21 protein-coding genes are annotated in these 23,850 nt (G+C 69.9%); 10 read left to right on the forward strand and 11 right to left on the reverse strand.

Annotation, left to right across the window (positions count from 1 at the left end; genetic code table 11):
- Positions 1 to 34: 34 nt before the first annotated feature.
- Positions 35 to 880, reverse strand: coding sequence for a prephenate dehydratase (locus OG206_RS01330; protein ID WP_327111263.1), 846 nt, complete (start codon positions 878 to 880; stop codon positions 35 to 37).
- A complete protein-coding gene (locus OG206_RS01335) occupies positions 855 to 1,835 on the reverse strand; it encodes a hypothetical protein (RefSeq protein ID WP_327111265.1) in 981 nt (326 codons plus the stop codon). Before OG206_RS01335 ends, OG206_RS01330 begins: the two co-directional genes overlap by 26 nt.
- Before the next feature lie 407 nt (positions 1,836 to 2,242).
- Between OG206_RS01335 and OG206_RS01340 the strand changes: the two genes are divergently transcribed.
- The 4 genes from OG206_RS01340 to OG206_RS01355 all read left to right on the forward strand — a co-directional run bounded on the left by OG206_RS01340 (position 2,243) and on the right by OG206_RS01355 (position 9,218).
- Entirely contained in the window at positions 2,243 to 3,211 is a 969-nt protein-coding gene (locus OG206_RS01340; RefSeq protein ID WP_327122150.1) for a 2-hydroxyacid dehydrogenase, read from the forward strand.
- Positions 3,212 to 3,537: 326 nt separating this feature from the next.
- Positions 3,538 to 4,446, forward strand: a complete 909-nt coding sequence (locus tag OG206_RS01345) for an SGNH/GDSL hydrolase family protein (RefSeq protein ID WP_327111267.1) — start codon at positions 3,538 to 3,540, stop codon at positions 4,444 to 4,446.
- 459 nt (positions 4,447 to 4,905) lie between these two features.
- Positions 4,906 to 8,673: a S8 family serine peptidase gene (locus OG206_RS01350; RefSeq protein WP_327111269.1), complete on the forward strand. Its 3,768-nt coding sequence runs from the start codon at positions 4,906 to 4,908 to the stop codon at positions 8,671 to 8,673.
- 194 nt (positions 8,674 to 8,867) lie between these two features.
- Entirely contained in the window at positions 8,868 to 9,218 is a 351-nt protein-coding gene (locus OG206_RS01355) for a hypothetical protein (RefSeq protein WP_327111271.1), read from the forward strand.
- Positions 9,219 to 9,327: 109 nt separating this feature from the next.
- On the opposite strand, the gene OG206_RS01360 is transcribed toward OG206_RS01355, so the two are convergent.
- On the reverse strand, positions 9,328 to 9,798 hold the full coding sequence (locus tag OG206_RS01360; protein ID WP_327111273.1) for a hypothetical protein: 471 nt from the start codon (positions 9,796 to 9,798) through the stop codon (positions 9,328 to 9,330).
- Between the two features lie 480 nt (positions 9,799 to 10,278).
- Between OG206_RS01360 and OG206_RS01365 the strand changes: the two genes are divergently transcribed.
- The gene (locus tag OG206_RS01365) at positions 10,279 to 11,280 is read left to right on the forward strand and encodes a helix-turn-helix domain-containing protein (protein ID WP_327111275.1); all 1,002 of its coding nucleotides are present in this window, start codon (positions 10,279 to 10,281) and stop codon (positions 11,278 to 11,280) included.
- A 102-nt stretch (positions 11,281 to 11,382) separates the two neighbouring features.
- Here OG206_RS01365 and OG206_RS01370 read toward each other — a convergent pair whose 3' ends face one another.
- Positions 11,383 to 12,450: a hypothetical protein gene (locus OG206_RS01370; RefSeq protein ID WP_327111277.1), complete on the reverse strand. Its 1,068-nt coding sequence runs from the start codon at positions 12,448 to 12,450 to the stop codon at positions 11,383 to 11,385.
- Between the two features lie 192 nt (positions 12,451 to 12,642).
- Complete coding sequence (locus tag OG206_RS01375; RefSeq protein ID WP_327111279.1) at positions 12,643 to 13,095, reverse strand: MarR family winged helix-turn-helix transcriptional regulator; 453 nt, start codon at positions 13,093 to 13,095, stop codon at positions 12,643 to 12,645.
- Between the two features lie 193 nt (positions 13,096 to 13,288).
- Between OG206_RS01375 and OG206_RS01380 the strand changes: the two genes are divergently transcribed.
- Both OG206_RS01380 and OG206_RS01385 read left to right on the forward strand, forming a co-directional pair.
- Positions 13,289 to 14,341 (forward strand): hypothetical protein, encoded by a 1,053-nt coding sequence (locus OG206_RS01380; protein WP_327111281.1) that lies wholly within the window; start codon positions 13,289 to 13,291, stop codon positions 14,339 to 14,341.
- A gap of 528 nt (positions 14,342 to 14,869) precedes the next feature.
- Positions 14,870 to 15,841, forward strand: coding sequence for a nitrilase-related carbon-nitrogen hydrolase (locus OG206_RS01385; protein WP_327111283.1), 972 nt, complete (start codon positions 14,870 to 14,872; stop codon positions 15,839 to 15,841).
- 66 nt (positions 15,842 to 15,907) lie between these two features.
- Here the strand turns inward: OG206_RS01385 and OG206_RS01390 are convergent, their stop codons facing one another.
- Entirely contained in the window at positions 15,908 to 16,414 is a 507-nt protein-coding gene (locus OG206_RS01390) for a TspO/MBR family protein (protein WP_327111285.1), read from the reverse strand.
- 231 nt (positions 16,415 to 16,645) lie between these two features.
- On the opposite strand from OG206_RS01390, the gene OG206_RS01395 reads away from it, so the two are divergent.
- Positions 16,646 to 17,494 carry an SDR family NAD(P)-dependent oxidoreductase gene (locus tag OG206_RS01395; RefSeq protein WP_327111287.1) on the forward strand — a complete coding sequence of 283 codons (849 nt, stop codon included), beginning with the start codon at positions 16,646 to 16,648 and terminating at the stop codon, positions 17,492 to 17,494.
- A 30-nt stretch (positions 17,495 to 17,524) separates the two neighbouring features.
- On the opposite strand, the gene OG206_RS01400 is transcribed toward OG206_RS01395, so the two are convergent.
- Entirely contained in the window at positions 17,525 to 18,628 is a 1,104-nt protein-coding gene (locus OG206_RS01400) for an FAD-dependent monooxygenase (RefSeq protein ID WP_327111289.1), read from the reverse strand.
- Between the two features lie 575 nt (positions 18,629 to 19,203).
- Positions 19,204 to 20,004, reverse strand: a complete 801-nt coding sequence (locus tag OG206_RS01405; RefSeq protein WP_327111291.1) for an enoyl-CoA hydratase/isomerase family protein — start codon at positions 20,002 to 20,004, stop codon at positions 19,204 to 19,206.
- A 278-nt stretch (positions 20,005 to 20,282) separates the two neighbouring features.
- Here OG206_RS01405 and OG206_RS01410 point away from each other — a divergent pair, with 278 nt between their 5' ends.
- Positions 20,283 to 21,050 carry a ribonuclease BN gene (locus OG206_RS01410; protein WP_327111293.1) on the forward strand — a complete coding sequence of 256 codons (768 nt, stop codon included), beginning with the start codon at positions 20,283 to 20,285 and terminating at the stop codon, positions 21,048 to 21,050.
- A gap of 124 nt (positions 21,051 to 21,174) precedes the next feature.
- Here OG206_RS01410 and OG206_RS01415 read toward each other — a convergent pair whose 3' ends face one another.
- Both OG206_RS01415 and OG206_RS01420 read right to left on the reverse strand, forming a co-directional pair.
- Positions 21,175 to 21,780, reverse strand: coding sequence for a ClpP family protease (locus OG206_RS01415; RefSeq protein ID WP_327111295.1), 606 nt, complete (start codon positions 21,778 to 21,780; stop codon positions 21,175 to 21,177).
- 1 nt (position 21,781) lies between these two features.
- Entirely contained in the window at positions 21,782 to 22,420 is a 639-nt protein-coding gene (locus OG206_RS01420) for an ATP-dependent Clp protease proteolytic subunit (protein WP_327111297.1), read from the reverse strand.
- Between the two features lie 286 nt (positions 22,421 to 22,706).
- Between OG206_RS01420 and OG206_RS01425 the strand changes: the two genes are divergently transcribed.
- The gene (locus OG206_RS01425; RefSeq protein ID WP_327111299.1) at positions 22,707 to 23,474 is read left to right on the forward strand and encodes an ATP-grasp domain-containing protein; all 768 of its coding nucleotides are present in this window, start codon (positions 22,707 to 22,709) and stop codon (positions 23,472 to 23,474) included.
- Between the two features lie 81 nt (positions 23,475 to 23,555).
- Here OG206_RS01425 and OG206_RS01430 read toward each other — a convergent pair whose 3' ends face one another.
- Positions 23,556 to 23,732: a hypothetical protein gene (locus tag OG206_RS01430; RefSeq protein ID WP_327111301.1), complete on the reverse strand. Its 177-nt coding sequence runs from the start codon at positions 23,730 to 23,732 to the stop codon at positions 23,556 to 23,558.
- Between the last annotated feature and the right edge of the window lie 118 nt (positions 23,733 to 23,850).

The following is a 23,850-nucleotide window of genomic DNA, read 5'->3' on the forward strand; positions in this document are numbered from 1 at the left end:
GGACCGGACGCCTCGCGTCGCCCCCCGCGGCAGCTCAGCCGGAACGTCCGTTCAGCCGGTGCGGGTGGGCGGGGTACACGCCGAGGATGCGCACCTCGGTCGAGAAGAAGCCCAACTCCTGGAGGGCGAGTTCGACCCGCGGTTCGTCGGGGTGTCCCTCGATCTCGGCGTAGAACCGGCTGGCATTGAGGCCGGCGCCCATCTGGTAGCTCTCGATCTTGGTGAGGTTGACTGCGCTGCTGGCGAATCCACCGAGCGCCTTGTACAGGGCGCTCGGGATGTTCCGCACGCAGAAGAACAGGCTCGTCATCGTCGGCTCGCCCGTGAACGGGGGTGTGACGGATTCCCGGGAGAGCACGACGAAGCGCGTGGTGTTGTCGGGATCGTCCTCCACTCCGGCCCGGAGCGTCACCAGGTCGAACAGCCCTGCCGCAGCGGGCGGGGCGAGGGCCGCGTGCCGCGGATCGCCCAGCTCCGCCACCTCGCGTGCCGCGCCGGCCGTGTCGTCGCAGACGAGGGTGCGCCAGCCACCCTCGCGCAGTACCTTCCGGCACTGGCCCAGCGCGTGCACATGGCTGCGTACGGTTTCCACCTGATCGAGCGATGCGCCCGGAACGGCCATGAGGTCGAAGCGGATGGGCAGGAAGTGCTCGGCGACGATGAACAGCCCGGACTCCGGCAGAAGGTGGTGCACGTCGGCGACGCGCCCTGCCGCGGAGTTGTCCACCGGGATCACAGCGACGTCGGCGGCACCCAGCGTGACGGCATCGAGGGCCTGATCGAACGCCGTGAAGGGAAGCTCGCTGCCCGTCGGGTACAGCGTTCGAGCGACGGTCGAGGAATTGGACCCTGGTTCACCCTGATATGCGACGTTCGTCACCGTGTTGCGCCTTCCGCGTGGTGGTCTTGCCGAGCGGCGGCAGTGTCTCCACTGCGAACCTCATGCACTGAAGTATCGGTGCAGTGTCCTCGACCGTGCGCACCAACGACTGTCCCTCGTGGTGCCCGGCCGACGGGAGTCCCCTTTCGTACGCGGCGACGACGACATGGCGGACCATGGGGCCGACCCGTGTCAGATGAGTCACCTCGGCCTCCTCGGAGGCCGAGGGGGCCGTTCGTCCGCTGCGCGGCAGGTCCCGCAGCGCCGCGGCCAGAGCCGTTCGCTCGTCGTGCAGTACGGCGGCCAGCTCGACCGCCGAAGCGGTCGGTGACAGCGGCGCCGTACTCGCATCGGCCCGGGCGTCCGGCGCGAGCCCTGTCAGCGCGTCGGTGACCCTGCGGGCCGAGCCGAGCGCCATCGCCGTGACGGCGGTGCGGAAGAAGAGCGTGTCCTCCGCCCGGAGGGCGGTTCCAGCGGTACGCGTGGCGAGCCCGGCTGCCACGAAGACGTCGGTCAGTTCGAACGTGGCCGCGTGTCTCGGGTCACCACTCCCGCCCGACAGGGCACGCGGCAGTGTCCGCTCCGGAAGGACGAAGAGGTTCCGTGCGCCCTCCTCCGTGCCCGAATGTCCCTGCCGCCCCTCCGTGGGGACGGGCAGGGCGACCCAGCCGGACTGTTCGTCCCCGGACGGGCGCCACCTGCCCGAGAGTGAGAAACCACCCGGTACGGCCCGGGCGGCCGGGCCGGCTCCGTCGGCGGTGACGGGCAGCGCGATGGCGAGCGGCGCCGCCCAGTTCCAGGTACGGGTGAAGGCGTCCCACGCCGCAGATGGATCCTGATGGGCGGCGAACTCGAAGCGTTCGAGCACGCGCGGCAGTCCCGCATCCGGTCCCGCCAGGTCGGGGAGACAGTCGCTCGGCGCACCCGTCGCCGTATCCCGAGTCCGCTCGCTCACCGTTTCACCACCTGTCGCCTTTCACGGGACGTCGTCCGACTCTCCGCCACCGGTATCCGATCGCCCACACTCTTCACGGGGCCGAGGCGGACGAGTGTTCACGTGAGTCCCGCCACAAACGATCTCGGCGTGCCTGCGCCCACCGTCGTGCCGCCCGGCCTCCAGGGTGTGTGTTCCATGAGGGACCGACACGTGTGAGCGACCGCATGCCGGCCGCTCTCTTCCAAGACGACCAACCATATTATATTGGACATCCGGGGGCTCGTGCGTATGCCCCTCGTACTGAAGCCGCACGGTCCGTGCCGGAAGCCACGACTCCCGCGGACCGCGCTGGGCCGATGCCGTCCCCCGGAGTCCTGACGCACCAGCATCCAAGGAGTGGAAGAACTGTGAGTCGAGTCACGCCCCTGAACACCGCCGCCGCCGGCCTCCACGGCGGTGACCGGGCACTCGCCTGGCTTCCGATACCCGCGGAGGAGTTCGACGAGCTCCCGGACCGCCTGGACTACGCGCATTGGGACGGCCGCGGGGAATACCCCACCGATCCAGCCCGTGTCGCCTTCTACGCGCCCCCGATCACCAAGGACAGCGATGTGATCCTGGCGCCGTTGCCGCACATGCCTCGACTGCGCGTGCTGCAGGCGCTCAGCGCGGGGGTCGACTACCTGCTCCCCCATCTGCGGCCGGACGTCGTGCTGTGCAACGCCCGCGGTGTGCACGACGACAGTACGGCGGAGATGGCGCTGACGCTGACGCTGGCCGCGCTGCGCGGGGTACCGGACTTCGTCCGTAACCAAGCCGAGGGCCGCTGGCAGGAAGGTGTCCGTCCCTCCCTGTTCGGCGCCACGGTCCTCATCGTGGGGTACGGCTCGATCGGTGCGGCGATCGAGGAACGGCTGCGCCCCTTCGGATGTGCGGTGGAACGCGTCGCCGGCCGGGCGCGGTGGTCCGAGCGGGGGCCCGTCCACTCCCACTCCTCGCTGGCCGACCTGCTGCCGAAGGCCGACGTGGTGATTCTCTCGGTGCCCCTGACGGCGGCAACTCACCACATGGTCGACGCCGGCTTCCTGGCCGCGATGAAGGACGGCTCGCTCCTCGTCAACATGGCACGTGGCGCGGTGGTGGACACCGAAGCCCTGCTCACCGAGGTGCAGGGGGGAAGGCTGCACGCCGCCCTCGACGTGACCGACCCCGAACCGCTGCCCGCGGGGCATCCGTTGTGGACCGCACCGGGCGTCCTCATCAGCCCGCACGCGGGCGCGTTCACGTCCGCTTTCCTGCCTCAGGTCAAGCGGCTGCTCAGCGCCCAGTTGCACCGTCTCGCCGACGGGCAGGAACTGCACAACACCGTCACCGCTCTCCCCGCCGCAAGCTGAGCCGTCCCTTCGGCCGGCGCATGCGCATACCTCGCTGCGCCCTCCCCGGCACAGGCTCACACGGTGTGCGCCAACGGGCGGATCGCACGGGGCAGCCGGCAGGCACCAAGTCGTTACAAAAAACCTGACACCTACTCATGAGTCCATGCGTGTGGAGAGTGAACGTCTCGGCTCCGCGTGGCCCTGCACACATGGTTCAGCGGTCACGCGTCCGTCGAGGCGGACCAGCCCGAGCCACTGCTCCGGACCGTCCCTACGGCGGGACCGGCTCGGCCGTGGCCGGCATTCCAGGGCCGCCCATGCGGCCGACCATGAGAGGACAAGCTTTGCAAAGACTGTCTACCGCCTCCCGCGCCGCGCGTGCCGTGACCGTGGGCGCCGCGCTGCTCTCCGCAGGAGCGGCACTGGTCACGGCCGGGGCGACCACGGCCGGCGCCGCCACGGACAGCCGGCACCACGTGGACTACGTCGCCCTCGGCGACTCGTACGCCTCCGCCCCGATGGTCCCCGGCCAGGTCGACCCGACCTGTCTCCGGTCCGACAACAACTACCCGTCGCTGGTGGCCCGGTCGTCGTCCGCGCGGCTGACCGACGTCACCTGTTCGGGAGCTACCACCGCGAACATGGCATCGGTTCAGGGTGAGGTTCCCGCCCAGTTCGAGGCCCTGAACCGGGGCACCGACCTCGTGACCGTCACCATCGGCGGTAACGACATCGGCTTCTCGACCATCCTCGGAACCTGCGCGCACGTCACCGCCACCGACCCGTCCGGTGCCCCCTGCCGGTCGTACTTCACGGCCGGTGGAACCGACGCCGTCACCGGCTCGATCGAGCAGGCGGCCCCCAAGGTCGCTCAGGTGCTCCGCGGCATCCACCGCCGTGCTCCGCACGCCCGCGTCGTGGTCGTCGGCTACCCCGACCTCTTCCCGGAGGACGGCATCGGCTGCACGAGTGCCAAGGTGCCCCTGGCGGCCGGCGACTTCTCCTACCTGCGGGACAAGGAGAAGGAACTCAACAAGATGATTGCCCGTCAGGCGCATCGCGGTGGGGCGCAGTACGTGGACACCTACACGCCCACCGTCGGCCACGACCTCTGTCAGCCGGTCGCCAACCGGTGGATCGAGACGTTCGCCCCGGAGACCCCGGCCGCGCCCGTGCACCCCAACGCGGCCGGCGAGAGCGCGATGGCCGGTGCGGTCCAGCGTGGGCTCTCCCGCCACTTCTGGCACCACTGACGGTTCGCGGAGGGTGCGTTGACGCCCGCGCGGAAGCGCGGCGCTGAGGGCGCCCACCGAGAGCATGCCTGGGGCCCGGTGCGTCATCGGCCGGGCCCCACCTCCGTCTGTCCCTGCACCGAAGGCGCGTTTCCCGAGGAGCGAGGAGCGCACGCTGCCGGAACAGGCCCGCGCCGCCGCGTGTTTCCGCCGCGCGCCGCATGTCCTGAGAGACTTCTCCACACGGCCAGGCCTCCTTGGGAGTGATCCGCACACGTGTGCGCCGGGGATCCGGAAAACCGCCCCTGAGCCTGGGCTACCGCCTCGAAGTATCCCGTACGCACCAGAGATGTCCGTTACGTGAACTGTCGGCGATGACGCAGATGTGTCATGGCCGCAAGGCGACATGCGTGGACCGCCATCTCACACTCTCTCTGTCCGATCATCAAGAGCGTTCTTCGGTCTTTCTCAGGAGGAGTTTTGCCCAGCGTTCCTACATTCAGACCAGGTCCGGTCGCGCTCGCCGCGGTCGCCGCCCTGGCGATGGGTGCCGTCCCGGCCGGTGCTGTGACGCCTGCCGGTCAGGCCGCTCCGCGCCTGCCCGCCCGCTCGGCACATCTGCCGTCCTCACACACCGTCACTCTGATCACGGGTGACAAGGTGACGGTCAACACCGCTGCCGACGGCAAGGTCACCCGTGCCGTGCAGGGCGCGGACGGCCGGCCCACCGACGTGACGATGTACACGACCGGCGGAAACACCTACGCGTACCCGGCCGCCGCCCTCCGGTACGTCGCGGCCGGCAAGCTGGACCGCGAACTCTTCAACGTGACACGGTTGCTGGCGGACGGTTACGGGGACGACCGGCGTGACAGCCTTCCGTTGATCGTCACCTACACCGATGCGGCCACCCGTGCACGGACCCAGGCCGTGCCCTCCGGCGCCGACAGGACCCTCACCCTGAGCAGCATCCAGGGCGCGGCTCTCTCGGCGTCACGGTCGAAGGCCGCCACCTTCTGGAAGTCGCTCACCGGCAAGGCGGGCGCGGCGAACGGCCGCAGCGCCGGGGCCAAGCCCGAACTGCGCAGCGGGATCGCGAAGGTCTGGCTCGACGGAAAGGTCAAGGCCGCTCTGGCCGACACCACGGCGCAGATCGGCGCGCCGCAGGTGTGGTCGGGCGGTGACACCGGTCAGGGTGTCGACGTGGCCGTGCTGGACACCGGTGTGGACACGCAGCACCCTGACCTCTCGGGGCAGTTGGCCGCGAGCACGAGCTTCGTACCCGACCGGAGTGTCGAGGACCACAACGGCCACGGCACCCATGTCGCTTCGACCATCGCAGGCAGCGGGGCGGCCTCCGACGGCAAGGAGAAGGGTGTCGCGCCCGGTGCGCGCCTGCACGTCGGCAAGGTGCTGGACGACGACGGCAGCGGGCAGGACTCCTGGGTCCTGGCCGGCATGGAGTGGGCCGCCCGCGAGCAGCACGCCAAGGTCATCAGCATGAGCCTCGGCGCCGAAGCCACCGCCGGCGACGACCCGCTGAGCAAGGCCGTCGACGAACTCAGCGCCGAGACGGGTGCGCTCTTCACCATCGCGGCCGGCAACTCGGGTCCGCACTCCCTCCTGACGCCCGGCATCGCCGACGCCGCGCTGACCGTCGGCGCCGTGGACACCTCGGACACCCTCGCCGACTTCTCCAGCACGGGACCCCGCCGGGGCGATGCGGGCCTGAAGCCCGACCTCACCGCTCCCGGCGTCGAGGTGCTGGCGGCCCGCTCGCAGTACGCCGAGGACGGTTCGGGCTACTACCAGACGCTGAGCGGGACCTCGATGGCCACGCCGCACGTCGCCGGGGCAGCCGCACTGCTCGCCCACGCGCACCCCGACTGGACCGGGCAGCAGCTCAAGGACGCTCTCGTCAGCAGTACGAGGGCGACGCCCCGGTACACCCCGTACGAGGCCGGCAGCGGTCGTCTCGACGTCGCGGCCGCCGTCAAGAACACGGTGTTCGCGACCGGCACCGTGTACGGCGGCTACCGGGACCCGTCGGCGCCCGCCGGTGACAAGTCCGAGAAGAAGGTGACCTACACCAACACGGCGGACGCGCCGGTCACTCTGGACCTGTCGGCCAACGTGCCCTCCGCGCCTGCGGGCGCGTTCACGCTGTCCGCCGCCAAGGTGACCGTCCCCGCTCACGGCAGCGCCCAGGTCACCCTCACCACGGACTTCGACCGGGTGAAGCGCGACACCACGACAGCGGGTCAGATCCTCGCCACCGGTCCCTCCGGCGCGGTGCTGGCCCACACCGTGATCGGTGCGTACGTACAGGCCCCGCGCTACACCCTCACGATCAACGGCAAGGACCGCAGCGGCCGCCCGATGAGCGGTGAGGTGTACCTGATCAGCGAGAAGGCCTTCTTCGGCCCCCTCCTTCTGGACGAATCGGGCACCGGCACGATCGACGTGCCCGTCGGCAAGTACTTCGTGAGCCTGGAGGGCGATGTCCAGGGCGCCCACGGGCCGCACTCGAAGGGCAAGGCTCTGCTGACCGTTCCCGAGGTGGACGTCAGCAAGCCCACCGCGGTGCAGCTGGACGCTTCCAAGGCCAAGCAGGTCTCGGTGCGGACCCCGCAGACGAGTACCCCGGCCAACGTCCGCCTCGACGTCAGCCGAGCGTTCGACAACGGAACCTCCCTGTTCATGCAGCGGTGGCAGGCCGAGGAGTACGACAGCGTGTGGGCGCTGCCCAACAAGCAGGTGACCACGGGTACCTTCGGGTTCGGTGGCAACTGGCGCCTGGTCGAGCCGGCTCTGGCGGTCTCGTACGGCAAGCGCGACTTCGACGACCTGATCGTCGCGCGCGGGAAGACTCAGCTCAGAGGGGGGACGTGGCCGTACAAGGCGGTCTACGCCGGTGAGGGCGGCACCGGGGCGTACACCAAGCTCGGCGCCCTGGGCAAGGCCGTCGTGGTCCGGCGCAGCGATGCGGTCGGCCCGGTCGAGCAGGCTGCGAACGCCGCCAAGGCCGGTGCGAGGCTGCTGCTGGTCGTCAACGACGGCAACGGCCGCCTGAACCCGTGGGGCTCCGACCTCGACAGCCCCTACACGGAAGAGGGGAACCCCCCTCCCCTGACGGTGGCATCGCTGACCGCGGACGAGGGCAACGACCTGATCGCAGGGATCAAGCCCGGCCGGAGCGTGGAGCTCCGGGTGACCGCGGACCCGACCAGGGACTACCTCTACGACATCAGTCAGCACTGGGCAGCGGTCCCTGCGGACCCGACCTACCGGCCGGGGAGCAAGGACCTCAATCGGGTGGATGTCTCCTTCCGGAACAACCGGCCGGCCAGGGCGATGGAGTCCCGTTCCGCTGTGTGGCAGGGCTACTACTCGTTCAACATGGTGCCCACGCCGGCCCGGACCGAGCGCACCGACTGGGTGTCGCGCGACACGGACTGGGTGGAGACGGCCGACGTCAACCAGCAGCTTCAGATCAGCAGCGACACCGTGAAGCGCTACCCCAGTGGCAAGACCTCCCACCTGGAGTACTTCGGCCCGATCCAGCGCCCCCGGTCGAACAGCAACTACGTGCCGGTGCGGGTGGGCGACCAGGTGCTGGCGGTGATTCCGGGGTGGGGCGACTCGGGCTCGGGGCACGTCGGCAGGACCCTGAACAACCAGGGGGTCCGGAACAGCGTCAAGATGTACCAGACACTCCCGGACGGCAACCCGCTGCTGCTGAGGGAGTCCACCACGGATACCATCGGCAGCGTCCGCTACCCCCTCGTACTGGACAGCGCCGAGGAGCAGCGCTACCGCCTGGTCTCGGACAACGCCAGGGACTTCTGGGAGAACGACTACTCGGTCACGACGAGGACCGAGTGGGGATTCACCTCGGCGGAGCCCGCTGCCGGTACCTACTCCGTTCTGCCTCTGATCCAGCTCGACTACGCGGTCGAGGGCATGAATGACGCCGGCAAGACGGATCGCCGCGCCGCCATCACCGTCACCCCCTCACACCTGGACGGCGCTCCCCGCTCCGACACCATCGGCAAGGTCGGCCTCGACATCTCGTACGACGACGGGGCCACCTGGCAGCACGCCGCGCTGACGCACACGGCGGCGGGCTGGAGCACGCACCTCAACGCTCCCGCCAAGGCACAGTTCGTGACCCTGCGCACGAGCGCCGCCGACAGCCAGGACAACACCGTCACACAGAAGATCAGCCGGGCCTTCGGCCTGAAGTAGACAGGCACGGAACAGCCACTCGCTGATCCGGTCAGGGGCGGGACCGCAGCCGGCGGTCCCGCCCCTGACGTCGTCACGGGAAGGTTCTGACGGGGCCCCGGTGCACGGGGAGAACGCCCGGCATGGCGGGGGCCCGGAGGGGGCAGACGCAGAGCACACGAGCCCGTCGGCGGGCCTGAACGCGGAGGTCACGGATGCTGTCCCACAGACGTGAACACGATGTCCTCGTCCTCACCGTGCACGAGGACCCGGGGATCGGGGGTCGGGCCGAACTGGCCGAAAACATAACGGACTTCGTGCGAGCCTTCCAGCCGGCACCGGTGGTCGTCGTCACCGACGACGCCGCTGCCACTCCCGCGACGGCCAGCGCCGTCCTGCGTGCCCATCGCCGCTGCGGCGATCTGAACGTGCTCTTCTCTGCCGTCACCCACAGCGCCTCCGTCCGACGGCTGTTGGAGGACAACGCCGACTCCCGGGGGCCAGGGCTGGTCGTTCACGGCCGAGCCGATGTCGCCGTCGACACGGTCTGCGGCGCCGCGGCCTGAGCATCGGTGACGAGGACATCCCCCGCCCTCGTCGGGCAGGCGTCACAAGCTCGTGCAGCGGGGGCCGGGGGCCGCAGCAGGACTGCGGCCCCCGGCCCTCGTACGTCATCTATCGCAGGCCGTAGGCCCGGACGAGGGTCTGGGTGATCGTCCCTCCCCCGTCGTCCTTCGCGGCGGTCCGCAGGGACACGAACGACGCCGACGCGGGAGCGGACAGGCGTGCCTCCCAGGCGCCGCCGTGACGCGAGGTCTTCGGCCGGTGCCAGCTCGCGCCGCCGTCGCAGGAGACCTCAAGGCCCAGCGAGGAGACCTCCCTGTCAGGGGCACCGGGTACCGACGGGGTGATGTCAACGGCCGCATTGCGGCGGGCCTTGCCGTCGGCGTCCTGATCCACGTCGTAGTCGAGCTGTACCAGCGGAAGGGTCTGCTGCTCCGCTTCTCCGGAGACGAACGACCACTCGGTCCTGGTGGCTGTGGAGTACGGACCGAACACGGGGTTGTCGTTGGCCGCCTCGACCACGAGCCGATAACGCGTCGGTTCGGGAGCTCCCGCGCCTGCACCCACAGCGTGGCGCAACATCGACTTGGCACACTCTGGACAGGCCCGAACGGTGACTGATCACCGCCGGTACCGCACTCTGAAGTGCGGTCGACACGAGGGCCGCACATCCGGCGTGCGACGGCCGCGAGCTCCGGGTGGTGTGGGCGCGACCCCTCCGTGGGGGGCGGGGCAGCGATTCCACCCGGAAGGGTTGGGCGCGGTCGGTGGATTCCGCCGACCGCCCCGCCTCGGCTGGCGCCGTTGGGACATGTCGCATTTGCGACACCTGTGTACCAGTGACACGGCGTACGGCGCCGACGGATCCTGCGTACGACACGTTTCGCCACTCGCCCGGACAGCAGAAGGCGGGCTGCATGAGCCCCGGCACGCTCCGCTGATGCCCGTGGGCGCCCCACACCCGCCGCGGCGCGCGGGCAGCGGTCGTGTATAGTCCAATCTTCAACGATATGTGTGGCCGATACGCCTGTGCGTGTCAGCCGGAGCCAAAAGGGAGGCTGCATGCTTGAGGCAGCTGGTCTCACTGCGGTCGAGGAGACCGTATACCGGCTTCTGATAGCGACTTCGACGGCGTCGGCCGACGAGATCGCCGCGCAGACCGGCCTCACATACGTGCAGGCCGAGGGCGTCCTCGCCGCTCTGGCGACCATGGGGCTCGCCAGCACCACCGACCGGCAGCCCCTCCACTTCACGGCCTCCCCTCCCGACGTCGCGCTGCTGCCGCGCCTGCAGCGCAACGCGGACGCCCTCGATCAGGCACGAGCCGCAGTCACCGGCCTGCTGGAGAGCTACCGCGGCACGCGGCGGCGCCAGGATGCCGGCCAGCTCATCGAGGTCATCACCGGAGCCGAGGCGCTGCGCCAGCACCTGCGCCAACTACAGGACAACGCCCGCCACGAGATGTTGTGGTTCTGCAAGGCCCAGTACGTCGCCATGCCGTCGGGCAGCAACACGGCCGAGTACGACGCCCTGGCCCGCGGGGTTCGCTACCGCGTCCTGTACGAACGTGCGTTCTTCGACGACGAGGGCGCCGTTGACAACGTTGTTAGTTCCGTCGGTGCGGGCGAGGTCGCTCGTTCGGTACCCCACCTCCCCCTGCGGCTCGCCGTCGCCGACCGGACCATCGCCATCTGCCCGTTGGTACCGGGCGGACCGGCAGGCAGCCCGGTCGAACCCACGGCGGCGCTGCTCCGCGACAGCAGTCTCCTGGAGGCACTCACCGCGCTGTTCGAGCGCTACTGGGAGGACGCCGTACCCCTGCACGTCAGCGACTCAGGGACGGTCAGCGGTACCGACGACTCCCCCGGGACAGCCCCTCTGCGGGAGACAGACCGGCGGCTGCTGTCACTCCTGATAGCCGGCATCACGGACAAGGCCATCGCGAGTCAGATGGGACTGAGCCGCCGCACGGTCCAGCGCCACATTCAGCACCTGATGACCGTCGCGGGCGCCACCACCCGGATGCAGCTCGCCTGGCAGGCCGCTCGTCGTGGGTGGCTGTAGGGACCACCGCACGCCGCTCACCGTGGCCGGCGGAGATCTCGGCCGAACGCACGCTCCGGCGCCGCTGCGATGCCGTTGAGCCGGCCGTGCACATCCGGCGGTTCAGCTGCTGTTCCGCACTCCGGGCTGCGGAGAGCTCGGCCGACCAGAGCTTCGCTTCGCGGGCATCCTTGAACGAACGGCAACCAGCAGGGCGGCGCCGACGACCCAGATCGCCAGCGTGATCATGGGCATGAGCATGGTTGTGCCGTCGAAGTAGCTCAGGTTTCCGATGGCCCGGACGGCGGCGCCCGGGGGCAACGCGGCGGAGATGTAGCGGGCGGGGCCGGGCAGCAGGTTGGCCCCGATGACGGCACCACTGGTGGCATTGCCCAGGGTCAGCAGGATCAGAGTGGCAACGGGAACACCGATCGGACCCATGTACGCCCCGAGAGCCAGGGTCGTGAACGCGGCGGCAGCTGCCAGCAGTGCCAGCACGATCGCCAGCCGGATGACCGGCGCCGGGACGGCGCCGAAAACCGGCCCCGCCAAGATCGCCGCGAGGATGCCTGCGGCGGCGGAGAAGACGGCGATGAGGACGAAACGGTGCCGCAGGGGCAGCACGCTCGTGGCCCCCAGCACGATTTGCCCGACCACGAACCCCGCGAGAGTGACACCGAAGGAGAGATAGAACCCCGCGAGTCCTCGGGCATCGTATTTCACCAGGGGTACCACGTCGTCGACGGTGAGGCGCTGGTCGGAACCGTGGGCATAGGCGCGAACGAGCCCCGTCACGATGCCGGTGGTCGACTGCCCGTTGGCTCCGGCGACGTCGAGGTGCAGGGCCCCGCTCGATCCGGAGGAACTCAGGGACAGGGACGCCACGACCTCACGGCGTTCGAGCGCCTCTCGCCCGGCAGCGGGCGTAGGGACCTCGATGACGTGCAGGCTGGGCCCCAGCGCTCGGCGCACCTCCTGGGCCAGTCGGCCGCCGGCCACCGAGACCGGAAGGTCGTGCGGCCGGGGGTCTCGCTGGAGCCCGATGTAGGCGGCGATGAACGCCGCCAGAATGGTCAGGCCGATCAGCCCCGGTTGCAGCCACGCCCGAGTCGGAACCCGGCTGCGCGTGGGCTCGGCGGTCGCCGCTGGTCCCTCGGCGCCGGCGTCGGCAGTGCTTCGACCGGAGCGCAAAGGTGCCTCCAAGAGCTGCGGGCGGGACACATAACGTGTGGCCACGCGCACGCTTCGTGACCACCGCGAACAGTGTCGCACCGTCCCCTGTCGGTCGCCGCCCGGCACGTTGCCGGCGCTGTGGGAATGGCCGGGTCCGCTCGTCCGCGCTCCGGGTGCCGAAGCGCGGTCACACCCCAGCCGCTGTCGCCTTCACTCCGCCCAGGGCTCGAAGCCGGTGCGGAGGACGCCCTCCAGCGATGCACGGAGCTGTGCGGCTTCGCCGACTCCGAAGCTCTTCTCGAATCGAGCCTGCACGTCGTTCCACAGCGGGAGCGCCGCCCGCATCCGTGCACGGCCTTCCGCCGTGATCATGACGACCCGCACGCGACGGTCGGCCGCCGACGGCTCGACGGTGACCAAGCCGTCCCGCGCCAGGGGCTTGAGGTTCGACGCCATGGTCGTGCGGTCCATGGCGATCGCGTCGGCAAGACCGGAGATCGTCATCTCCTCCTCGGCGCCGAGCCTCTGCAGGATGCTGAACTGCGTCGCACGCAGATCGACGGGGGCCAGGGCCTTGTCGTAGGTCGCGCTGAGGTACCGGGCCGCTTTGCGTAGCGCCAGGTTGTTGCACGCATCCGCGCGGCCGGTCGACGCAGGGGTCACGGTTCCTCCAGATCCAGCCCACATCCTAACGCCACGAGCATATGCCCGTATCTGCGAAGCCACCCACCGGGCGGGCGTGACCAAAGGGCATCTAACGGCACCCACCGTTGCCCGGACCTGCAATACGAGCATATGCTCGCACTTTGACCGTGGCGATCCACCCGGCTCCCCGCCTACAGAAGAAGGTCCCGACATGGAAATCTCCGCCGGATCCGCCTCCGAGGCCGAGATCGAACAGGCGACGCCCGCAACAACAGGAGGACGACGTGAACCGGCGCCGACCCCTGGCCGGCCACCGCTGAGGGCCTGGCTCCAGCCGAGCCTGATCGCACTGGTCGTCGTGGCAGCCTTCATCGCCTGCTATGTCGGGTTGCAGCGCGATCCACAGGCACACCACATCCCCGTCGCCGTGACAGGGCCGGACCTGCCGGGCGAGATACGCCAGGCTCTCGGCGACGCAGTCGACGTGCATCCGGTCCCGGACGCGGAGGCTGCACGGCGCGCCGTGCAGCGACATGACGTCACGGCGGCCATCAGCGCGAGCGGACCCCACACACTTCGCCTGGCGATCGCGGGAGCCGCGGGCAAGTCCACCGCCTCGGCCGTGAGCAGCCTGGTCGAGGCCTACGCCCATGGTGCGGGTGAAGAGCTCCGCACCGAGGACGTCGTCCCTCTGGCACGGTTCGACACCCGGGGCCTCGCCGGCTTCTACGTCGCCTTCGGAGTCTCCCTGGCCGGTTTCGTCCTCGGTTCGAACACCCTCGGCCTGTCCGCCGTCATGCGCCTGCGCCATCGGCTCTGGCTGCTGGGTGGCACCTCCCTGGCCATCGGCATCGTGGCCGCGATCCTGGTCGGACCGGTCCTGCACGCCGTCCCCGCCCCGGTCGCCCCACTCATGGCGACGCTCGGCCTCCTGGCAGCCGCGGCCGCGTTCACCACCACGTTCCTGGGCAGCTACCTCGGGCCGGTCGGGCTCCCGATCACCACGCTCCTCATACTCACGGTCGGGAACGCGACCAGCGGCGCCGTCATCGGTGCCGATCTGCTGCCGGCAGCCGCCCGGTCCGTGTCGGCGCTCCTGCCGCCCGGCGCGGCCGTCCGGGCCATCACCGACCTGAGCTACTTCAACGGAGCGCACATAGCCGGACCCGCGATCACTCTGGCCCTGTGGGCCGCGTCGGCGGCACTCCTCATCGGCCTGCACCCCCGCCTGACGCGGCGCCGCGCCAAGAACGACGCAGCGTGACGCCGCCGTGGCAGTCGACCGGAGCCACCCCAGATCCGCCCGCCGATGACCGGGCGACGACAGCCTGACCACCTGGGCGGCATGAGCTCCGGACCTCTTGCCCTTCAGGCGACTCCGTAGCCGCCGAGCGGGGCCGCACGCGACACGTGCGCCTCGCCGTAAAGCTCAGGTGGAGGGTCGGGGGACCCGGGGATCGACGGACGCCGACGACAGCACTTCTCACCTGCTCATCCTGGCCGCTCGCCCACCGGCGGCGATGACCGGACAGCACTCCCCCAGGCTGGGATCCTTGACGACCGGTAAATAGGAGCATATGCTCCTATTTACCGGATGCTGTTCGTCTCGCCTTTCCCGGAAGGCGAGAGCCGGGGTGACCGTCGCGACGCGAGGGCCCCGCCGAGCCGGACCGATTCATCAAGCACACGGACGACCGTCGGCGCCATCCCCGGTGCGCGTGGGTCCGGCAATCGCGCATCAGCACCACCCATCACCTTGCGTGGATCACGCATCGAGAACAGGAGCACCACCATGACCAGTGTGAAAGCTGCCGCTGTCCAGATCAGCCCCGTGCTGTACAGCCGCGCCGGCACGATCGACAAGGTTGTGAAGAAGATCGGCGAACTCGGCCGTATGGGCGTCGAGTTCGCGGTATTCCCCGAGACAGTCGTCCCCTACTACCCCTACTTCTCGTTCCTCCAGGCGCCGTACACCATGGCCAAGGAACACCTGCGTCTGCTCGAGGAGTCGGTGACCGTCCCGTCCGCCGAGACCCACGCGATCGCCGAAGCCGCACGCCAAGCACACATGGTCGTCTCGATCGGCGTCAACGAACGCGACGGTGGCAGCATCTACAACACGCAGCTGCTGTTCGACGCGGACGGCACACTGATCCAGCGCCGCCGCAAGATCACGCCGACCTATCACGAGCGGATGGTCTGGGGACAGGGCGACGCGTCGGGCCTGCGAGCGGTGGAAAGCACCGTCGGTCGCATCGGGCAGCTCGCCTGCTGGGAGCACTACCTGCCTCTGGCACGGCATGCCCTGATCGCCGACGGCGAGCAGATCCACGCCGCGATGTACCCCGGCGCCTTCGGCGGTCCCCTCTTCGCCGAGCAGATGGAGATCAGCATCCGCCAGCACGCCCTGGAATCGGCCGCCTTCGTCGTCAACGCCACCGCATGGCTCGATGCCGACCAGCAGGCGCAGATCGCCAAGGACACCGGCGGGCCGGCCGGTGCCGTATCCGGAGGGTTCTTCACGGCCATCGTCGACCCGGAGGGCCGCATCATCGGTGAGCCGCTGACGTCCGGTGAGGGAGAAGTGATAGCCGACCTGGACTTCTCCCTGATCGATGCGCGCAAGCGCCTCATGGACGGGCGTGGCCACTACAGCCGCCCGGAACTGCTCAGCCTGCAGATCGACCGCACTCCGACCGCACACCTCCACGAGCGCGGTGCCCAGGCGCCACAGAAGTCCGACCTTCCCGCTGAGGTCAAGTGACGTCGCTCCGCCGCGGTGCCGACTGACCGCGGGAGGGCCGTTCGACCGGGCGGGAAAGCTTCCCGGTCAACGCCTGTTCTTCCGTGCGATGGACGCGTTGAGACACGTGGCGAATCCGCACCAGGCCGCGTAGGGGATCAGCGCCAGAGCGGATGCGCGGTCGACCCTCGCCGTACGGGCGATCAGCTCGGCGTTGCTCACGTCGAGGAGTGCGGTCCCCATCAGTCCTGCCTTCGTGCTGCGCAGACGGAAGAACAGGACGTTCCATGTCGTGTTCAGCGTGAGGTTGACCCCGAGACTCATGGCCAGGGTCTTGCGCTCCTCGGCGCGGGCCGCGAGGAGGGCTCGACCACCGGCCCAGGCGATACTCGCGTAGAGCGGAGTCCACACCGCCCCGAACGCCCAGGCGGGCGGCTGCCAGGAGGGCTTGGACAACGAGCGGTACCAGTGCGTGTCCGGAGCGACCGCCCAGCTCCCGGCGACAGCGGCCACCGTCACTGCCGCCGCGGAGCCCGCGTAGGTCTTCCAGCGGCCCGACGACGGCTGCCGCTCGCCCTCTCTCATCAGCCTCATGCCACTACCCCTACCCGCTCCGGCTCGGGTGACCGCCTGTCCGAACCGGTCACCGCCTCGGGATGCACAACCGCGCCCTCGGCGCTACGGTCCCGGCAGGACGTGGCGGCCGACCGATTTGCGCTGGAGCGCACTCGAAGGGGGACCATCGGACATCGCTGCTCCGGCATCGTGCCGGAGGTGCGGTCCTCCCGAGCGGCCCAGGCCGCGCTGACGAATGCGAGTGTTCTCATGACAGACAAGACCGTAGTGATCACCGGCACCTCCAGCGGAATCGGCCTGGAGACGGCCGTCCGCTCCGCTCGCTCCGGATGGCGTGTCGTCGCCACCATGCGCGATCTGGGCAAGGCGGACGCGCTGAGGGCGGCGGCAGCGGCAGCGGGCGTGACCGAACGCGTCGAGGTCCGTCGCCTCGACGTGACCGACCCCGGCTCGGCGGCGGAGTGCCTGGCAGCGGTTGTCTCCGATCACGGAGCCCTGCACGCACTGGTCAACAACGCGGGCTCCGGTCACGTGGGCACGCTGGAGATCGACGGAGTCGACGCGGCCAGGCGGGTGATGGAGGTGAACTTCTTCGGCGTACTGAATGCGACCGCCGCTGCCATGCCCCATCTTCGCGCCTCCGGCGGCCGCGTGCTCACCGTCACGAGTGTCGGCGGCGTGGTGGGACAGCCCTTCAATGAGGCGTACTGCGCGGCCAAGTTCGCGGTCGAGGGGTACATGGAGTCCCTGGCGCCCGTCGCGGCGACCGTGGGCGTGCGAGTGACACTGATCGAGCCGGCCGCCGTCGCCAGCGAGTTCGTCGCCAACGTCGGCATTCCCGACGACCGGAACGAGCTGCTGGAGCGCATGGGCCCGTACGCCCCGGCTCTGGACGCCTATCTGATCCGTACCGCCGGAGCATTCGCGCATGCGCAGCCGGCGGCGGACGCCGCGGCGGCGATCGTCGCGGCGCTCGACTCGGACGAGCCGCCGGTACGGGCCCAGACCTCGGACGCCGCGCGCACGTTCATCACGCCGAAGCTGGCCGACCCCGACGGCTCTCGCGTCCTCGGCATGACCAGCACCTGGGTGGCCTGACCCCCCGGAGGGGGCCGCGCACCGCTCCGGCTACGGAAGTGCGTGCAGCGGGGCGTGATTGGCCTTGAACATGCGTTCCCCCGCACGGCGAAGAGTGAAGTCGCGCAGGAAGGTGGGCAGGTTGCGGGCCTTGTCACGGCGATGGTTCTGCGAGACCACCCAGGCGACTCGCTCGCCTCGACGGGTCTGGAACGCGTCGAGTGCCGCGGCGACATCCTGCGTCGTCCCGAGCGAGTCGGCGAGGACCACGGCGTCTTCGATGGCCATCGCGCCGCCCTGGGCCATGCTCGGGGAGAAGGTATGGGCCGCGTCGCCGATCAGGACAACGCCCGGCTGCGTCCAGACCGTGTTCGCGCTCTCGCGCAATGCGGCGAAGTGAGCGTCCGCCCCCTGTTCCAGCAGGCGTGGGACCGGGCCGGCGAAGTCCGAGAACAGCGTGCGCCAGTCACCTACCGGAGCGGTCGCGGCCGCGCTGTTGATGTCGGCGTAGCAATAGACCCGGCCGGCTCCCAGCTGCACCGTCAGGAATGTCCGGCCTCGGTCGCCCAGGCGCGCGGTCCAGTCCGTGATGCCGGGAATCGTGGTGTCGTCGGCGATGAACCGCCAGCACACCTGCCCCAGGAAGCGCGGCTCCGGACCACCGAAGCGGGTACGCCGTACAGCGGAGCTGATTCCGTCCGCGCCGACCACCAGATCGTACGAGCGGGTGGCGCCGTCAGTGAACGTCACGGTCCCGTCGTGGCCCACCTCGGTCACGGCGGTGTCGTGACGCACGATCGCGCCGTCGACGGCACCGCGCAGCACCTGGTGCAGCTCGGCGCGGGTGATGGCCAGGCAGGGACCGACCTCACCCCAGATCCGGGTCACGTCGAACTCGGCGAGCGGGCGACCGCGGTGGTCGAGGAGCCGCTGCCGCCCCACGGGGGATGCCAGATCGGCGACCTCGTCCCCCACACCGATGGTCCTGAGGGCACGGACGGCGTTCGCGGGGAGGTAGATCCCCGCACCGAGGGCCTGGGCCGACTCCGCACGCCGCTCGACGACGTCCGCCGAGAACCCCCTGTCGAGGAGCGCCTTGGCCAGAGCCATGCCGGAGATTCCGGCTCCGACGATCAGAATGCGAGGACTGCTCACAGCAGGTCACCCTTCGGCAGCGGTCGAGAACGGCAAGGTGCGGCCGGAGCCACGCGGACGCGTGAGCGTGGTCGATCGGCGCCGTGCCGGCCCCTGGATCGCGCCTGCCGGCAGCTCGCTCGTACCACCGCTTACCCCGGCGAATCGGTCCACACAGACCACGAGACACGTCCGCCGAAAGTTCAGTGCGCAACGTTCCGCCGGAACACGGCAGGCTCCCGTCAGACCTCGCCCGCCTCTTCCGGCGCGAGCACGGGCAGCAGTTGCCGCATCCCGACGAGCAGTCCGCCGCTGACCGCGATGGCCGCGGTGTCCGGTTGGCTGTGCAGCCGCCTCAGGCGGCCATCCCCGCTCCGGCCGCCTCGAGCACCTGAACTGCGGTCGCCCGTTCGGGACCGGAGTGACGCAGGGCTCTGCTCGCGCTCCGTGCGCAGGGTTCGTGGCGTGAGTGCCTTCACCGTGACCTGCTGGGGGGTGCACCGGATACGACCGGTGCGGTGTCGCGGATGTCCGGCGGAGTCCGGGCCGCCGGCATGCCAGGCCGGCCGGCCCGGAGCTCCGCGTACCGCATCTGCTCAGCGTTCCGCGATGTGTTCTCCCAGGCGCAATTCGAGTTCGCCCGGCTGCTGCATCCCGCGCTCGAGCAGGCGACGGATCCGTTCAGCCGCTTCCGGCCAGGTCAGGGACGCGCGGAAGGTGTTCTGACCGGCCAGCAGATCATCCTCGGCGGGCAGGGTGGACCGGTCGATCAGGGCCTTCACCTCGGCCAGCGGCCGCCGGTCGAAGGACGCGATGCGCGTGGCGACCCGGTCCACGTAGGCGTCCAGTTCGGCGTCGGGCAGTGCACGGTTGATCCAGCCGTACCGCTCGGCCGTCTCCGCGTCGAAGTCGTCTGCCGCCGCGATGATCTCCAGAGCACGCCCACGTCCCACCAGAAGGGGGAGCCGCTCCGTGGCCCCGCCGCCCGGAGTGATCCCTGCGCCCACTTCCGGCTGCCCCAGGACGGCCTTCTCCTTGCTGGCGAAACGCATGTCGCAGGCCAGCGTGAACTCGTTGCCGACCCCACGCGCACGGCCACGGATCGAGGCGATGCTGATGACCCGAGAACGAGCCATCCGCGCCGCGGTTTCGAGCCAAGGCGGGCCCGTGTAGGGCTCCTTCGGTGGCACCAGGTCGAAGTGCGCGAGGAAGTAGTCGGGATTCGCGCTGTCGAAGACCACGACCTTCAGGTCTTGATCCGCTTCCATCCGGTCAACCAGGTCGGCGAGCGCTGCGAACGTATCGAAGGACACCAGGTTGATCGGCGGACTGTCGAAGGTCACACGCCAGTACGACGCGGACCGCTGCACCACCCTGAACGGGGAGGACGTAGTCATGGGCAGCATCCTATGCACATGTTTGTGCTCATTTGACGCGTTCGGTGACGAGCTGCGCCGACGTCGCGACGTCCCCGGCGGAGCGAAGTGGCCACTCGGTCGGCAAGACCGGTTCTCGCCGACCGCGGACGAGCGGACGGTCGGCCGGTCCCGTCTCCGTGAGTGTCCGGCGCCGCGCCCTCACGCGGCAGGCGCCCGGACCGTGGTAATCGACAGAGATGCGAATGAATCCCTCAAGTGCCGCGAACCGGCCATCACGGTTCGGCCGGCTGCACCGCATGATCAGCCACTCCGCGCCAGGGCGCGGATGGCGGAGGGGCCGCGAGCTCGAACTTGGGCAGCGAGCTCTGAGCTTCGCCGCGCTCGGATTCCTCACACTCATCCCCCTCCTGATCATCGTCTCTGCGGCGGACCGGCGCGGGCAGGGGTTCGCCCAGTGGCTGGGCCAGGCGCTCGGCGTGTCCGCCGCCTCCCAGAAGCACGTCGAGAAGTTGTTCGCACTGCCCGGCCAGGCACTGCAGACAACGACCGCCTTCGGCCTCGCCGCGCTCGCGGCGTTCGGGCTGAGCTTCGGGTCCGCAGTACAGACCGGCTACGAGAAGGTCTGGGACCTGGTACCGGCTCGCTGGTGGGCGACATGGCGTCATCTGGCGTGGCTCGGAGTTTTCGCCGGATACGTCTTCGTGTCCGCCACGACCAGGCTGCTGCACACCCCTCTGGGCGGGGTCCTCGCGTCGGTGAGCGCTGTCCTCTTCTTCTGGTGGTCGCAGCGCCTGCTGCTGGGCGGGAGGGTCCGCTGGGTTGCGTTGTTGCCCGGCTCCGTACTCACGGTGATCGGACTGCTCGGCCTTCGCGTCTTCTCCAGGATTGTCTTCAGTCCGTTGATCGCTTCCAGCACCGCCAGCTACGGCCCGGTGGGAACCGTCCTGATCCTCCAGTCCTGGCTGGTCGGCGTGGGCGTCGTCGTGTTCGGAGGGGCGCTGGTCGGACGCATCCTCCATGAGGAGTTCCCTCGGGTGTCGAACGCGCTGGGGCGGCGGAGATGAGCCGTCGGTGCGCTCGGGTGACGTTTCCGGACCCGAGCCCCGACCACGACCCCGCCGGTACAACGCCCGACGGACGGAAATCCGCCGGGCAGCCCGTCCAGTGCCCGGGCGCACCAGGAGCCGTTCAGGCGGTGGTCACCAGGCGGCGGCTGAGGACCTCGTCGGCCAGCCCGTACGCCACCGCCTCCTGCGCGGTGAGGATCCTGTCCCGGTCTGTGTCGGCGCGGAGCGTGGCGGCGTCGTGCGGGGTGTGCCGGGCCAGGACCTCTTCGACCTGCGAGCGGACCCTCTGCATCTCCGCGGCGTGGAGCCGCAGATCGGAGACGGTGCCCTGCTGCCCGCCGCTCGCCGGCTGCCCCAGGAGCACACGGGAGTGCTCCAGGACGAACCGCCGGCCGGGGTCCCCGCCGGCGAGCAGCACCGCCGCGGTCGAGGCGGCCTGGCCGACGCAGAACGTCGCGATGGGGGCCGACACGAAGCACATGGTGTCGTAGATCGCCATGAGCGAGGTGGACGATCCGCCCGGGGAGTTGAGATAGATCGCGATCTCGGCACCGGGGTTCGCCGACTCAAGGTGGAGCAGCTGGGCGATGACCACGTTGGCGACCCCGTCGTCGATCTCCGTGCCGATGAAGATGATCCGCTCGGACAGGAGGCGGCTGAAGACGTCGTAGGACCGTTCCCCCTGGGGCGTGCGCTCGACGACGTTCGGAATCGTGTACTGGCCCATGTCAGAGTCCCATCCGTCGTCGTGAAGCGGCCGGTCGGACGGTGTCGAGCGATACGACGACGTGGTCGACCATGCCGTAGCTCTTGGCCTCCTCCGCCGTGAACCACCGGTCCCGGTCGCCGTCCCGGGAGATCGTCTCCGCGGACTGCCCGGTGTGCGTCGCGGTGATCCGCTCGACCGCCCGCTTCGTGAACTCCAGGTTCTCCGCCTGGATCGCGATGTCGGAGGCGGTGCCGCCGATTCCGGCCGACGGCTGGTGCATCATGATCCTCGCGTTCGGCAGGACGAAGCGCTTGCCTTTCGCGCCGACGGTGAGCAGGAACTGGCCCATGGACGCGGCGAAGCCCATGGCGAGGGTCGAGACGTCGTTCGGGACGAGCTGCATCGTGTCGTAGATGGCCAGCCCGGCCGTCACGGACCCGCCCGGGCTGTTGATGTAGAGGCTGATGTCGGTACGGGGGTCCTCGGCCGAGAGGAGCAGCAGCTGCGCGCAGACCCGGTTGGCGGAGACCTCGTCCACCTGGGTGCCGAGGAAGACGATCCGCTGGGCGAGGAGCTGGGCCGCGAGATGGTCGTCGTAACGTGTCGCGGGCGTGTCCTCGTCGGCGGCGCGTGGGCGGTGGGCGAGGTACGGCGGCATGCGGGCCTCCTGGTGGTGGGCGGCCGTTTCGGCCGCGGTCCCTCCACACTTGTCCGTCCCGGCCCGCGGAGTCACCTGTCTCTGCCCGCAGCAGATTCGCCACGGGCAGATCGCTGTTCCACAGGACGGGCGGTGACCGGCTGCCCCGGACGGTCCTTGCCGGGGCAGCCGGTGTAGGTACGTCGTCCAGCCGGGGCGCGTCCGGCCGGCGGGCGTCGGTCCGTGCTCGTAGCGCTGGACGTAATCCGGTGGTAAGCCCGTCCCGCTCCACGGCAGGATCGGGCCCGTGCCTCTGATACTCCCGCCCCGCCTCACCGCCTCCGCCCGCATGCTCGGCGACGCCGCCCGGCGGCGCGGTCTGCGTACCGTGCACCTGCCTGACCGGGAGGTTCCGGACGGATTGCGCGACGGACGGGCGTATCTGCACGCGGGACCCGCCTTCGCCGACGCCGTGGCGCCCGCTCTGGGCATCGCACCGCTCGAAGCTCCGGCCGACTGGCTGGCACACCTGCCGGCGGCGTTCGTGCATCGCGAGATCCGCGCGATGCCCATCCGTGAGGCGTACGGCCTGCGGCGTCCGGCATTCGTGAAGTCGCCCAACGACAAGAGCATTCCGGCTCTGGTCTACACGGACGGGTCCCGGCTCCCGGGACCCGACGCCGTCGATCCGGAGACGATCGTGCTGGTGAGCGATGTCGTCGCCTTCGAGGCGGAGTACCGTCTTCATCTGCTCGACGGGCAGGTGCACACCGGCAGCCGGTACGCCGTGGCCGGACGTCTGGACCTCGCCCCGCTCTCCGCCTCCGCGCACGCGTTCGGCTCGGAGCTGCTCGCCGCCGCCAGGGACACCCTGCCGTCCGCGATCGTCGTCGACATCGGCGTCATCGGGCCGGGCCGGTGGGCGGTAGTCGAGGCCAACGCCGCCTGGGCCAGCGGGTGTTACGCCTGCGATCCGGACCGCGCGCTGGATGTGGTGCTCAGGGCCGCCGGACCGGCGGAACACCTGTCGCAACGGGACAGCCGCTTCGTCAGGCGAGTCTTCCGACCTGCTTGACCGTAAGGCTCCTGGACCGCTCGCAGCGCGCGTCCGGGACCACCGTGGGCGATCCGGTCGGGCGACGCTGAAGTGTTCCGGTCACGACCGCGATCGCCCGCCCGGCCGAGCGGGCGATTCCCACGCCCGCTCGTGCGCGAGCGTCCGGTCGCCTTCGCTCCTCAGCCTGTCGTCGCTCAGAGCGATTCCGTCGGCCCTCTTCTTCATCCCGACCAGCTGCCGGATCCTGTGCGCGACGATCGCCGCCGTCCTGCTCATCGATCTCTCCCGTGTACGTGTATGTGCGGCTGGGACGCGATCCCACCGCTTGGTTCACGGTGGACCCGATGCCCACTCCAGCGTGCCACACACTGTCCGATTTCGACCGATTCGATAT

The sequence above is a fragment of the Streptomyces sp. NBC_01341 genome (assembly GCF_035946055.1).
Taxonomy (GTDB): Bacteria; Actinomycetota; Actinomycetes; order Streptomycetales; family Streptomycetaceae; genus Streptomyces.

Coding starts and splice junctions, on each gene's coding strand:
- OG206_RS01355 (WP_327111271.1), top strand. CDS start 8,868: ATGCTGTCCCACAGACGTGAACACGATGTCCTCGTCCTCACCGTGCAC.
- OG206_RS01360 (WP_327111273.1), bottom strand. CDS start 9,798: ATGTTGCGCCACGCTGTGGGTGCAGGCGCGGGAGCTCCCGAACCGACG.
- OG206_RS01365 (WP_327111275.1), top strand. CDS start 10,279: ATGCTTGAGGCAGCTGGTCTCACTGCGGTCGAGGAGACCGTATACCGG.
- OG206_RS01380 (WP_327111281.1), top strand. CDS start 13,289: ATGGAAATCTCCGCCGGATCCGCCTCCGAGGCCGAGATCGAACAGGCG.
- OG206_RS01385 (WP_327111283.1), top strand. CDS start 14,870: ATGACCAGTGTGAAAGCTGCCGCTGTCCAGATCAGCCCCGTGCTGTAC.
- OG206_RS01390 (WP_327111285.1), bottom strand. CDS start 16,414: ATGAGGCTGATGAGAGAGGGCGAGCGGCAGCCGTCGTCGGGCCGCTGG.
- OG206_RS01395 (WP_327111287.1), top strand. CDS start 16,646: ATGACAGACAAGACCGTAGTGATCACCGGCACCTCCAGCGGAATCGGC.
- OG206_RS01405 (WP_327111291.1), bottom strand. CDS start 20,004: ATGACTACGTCCTCCCCGTTCAGGGTGGTGCAGCGGTCCGCGTCGTAC.
- OG206_RS01410 (WP_327111293.1), top strand. CDS start 20,283: ATGATCAGCCACTCCGCGCCAGGGCGCGGATGGCGGAGGGGCCGCGAG.
- OG206_RS01415 (WP_327111295.1), bottom strand. CDS start 21,780: ATGGGCCAGTACACGATTCCGAACGTCGTCGAGCGCACGCCCCAGGGG.
- OG206_RS01420 (WP_327111297.1), bottom strand. CDS start 22,420: ATGCCGCCGTACCTCGCCCACCGCCCACGCGCCGCCGACGAGGACACG.
- OG206_RS01430 (WP_327111301.1), bottom strand. CDS start 23,732: ATGAGCAGGACGGCGGCGATCGTCGCGCACAGGATCCGGCAGCTGGTC.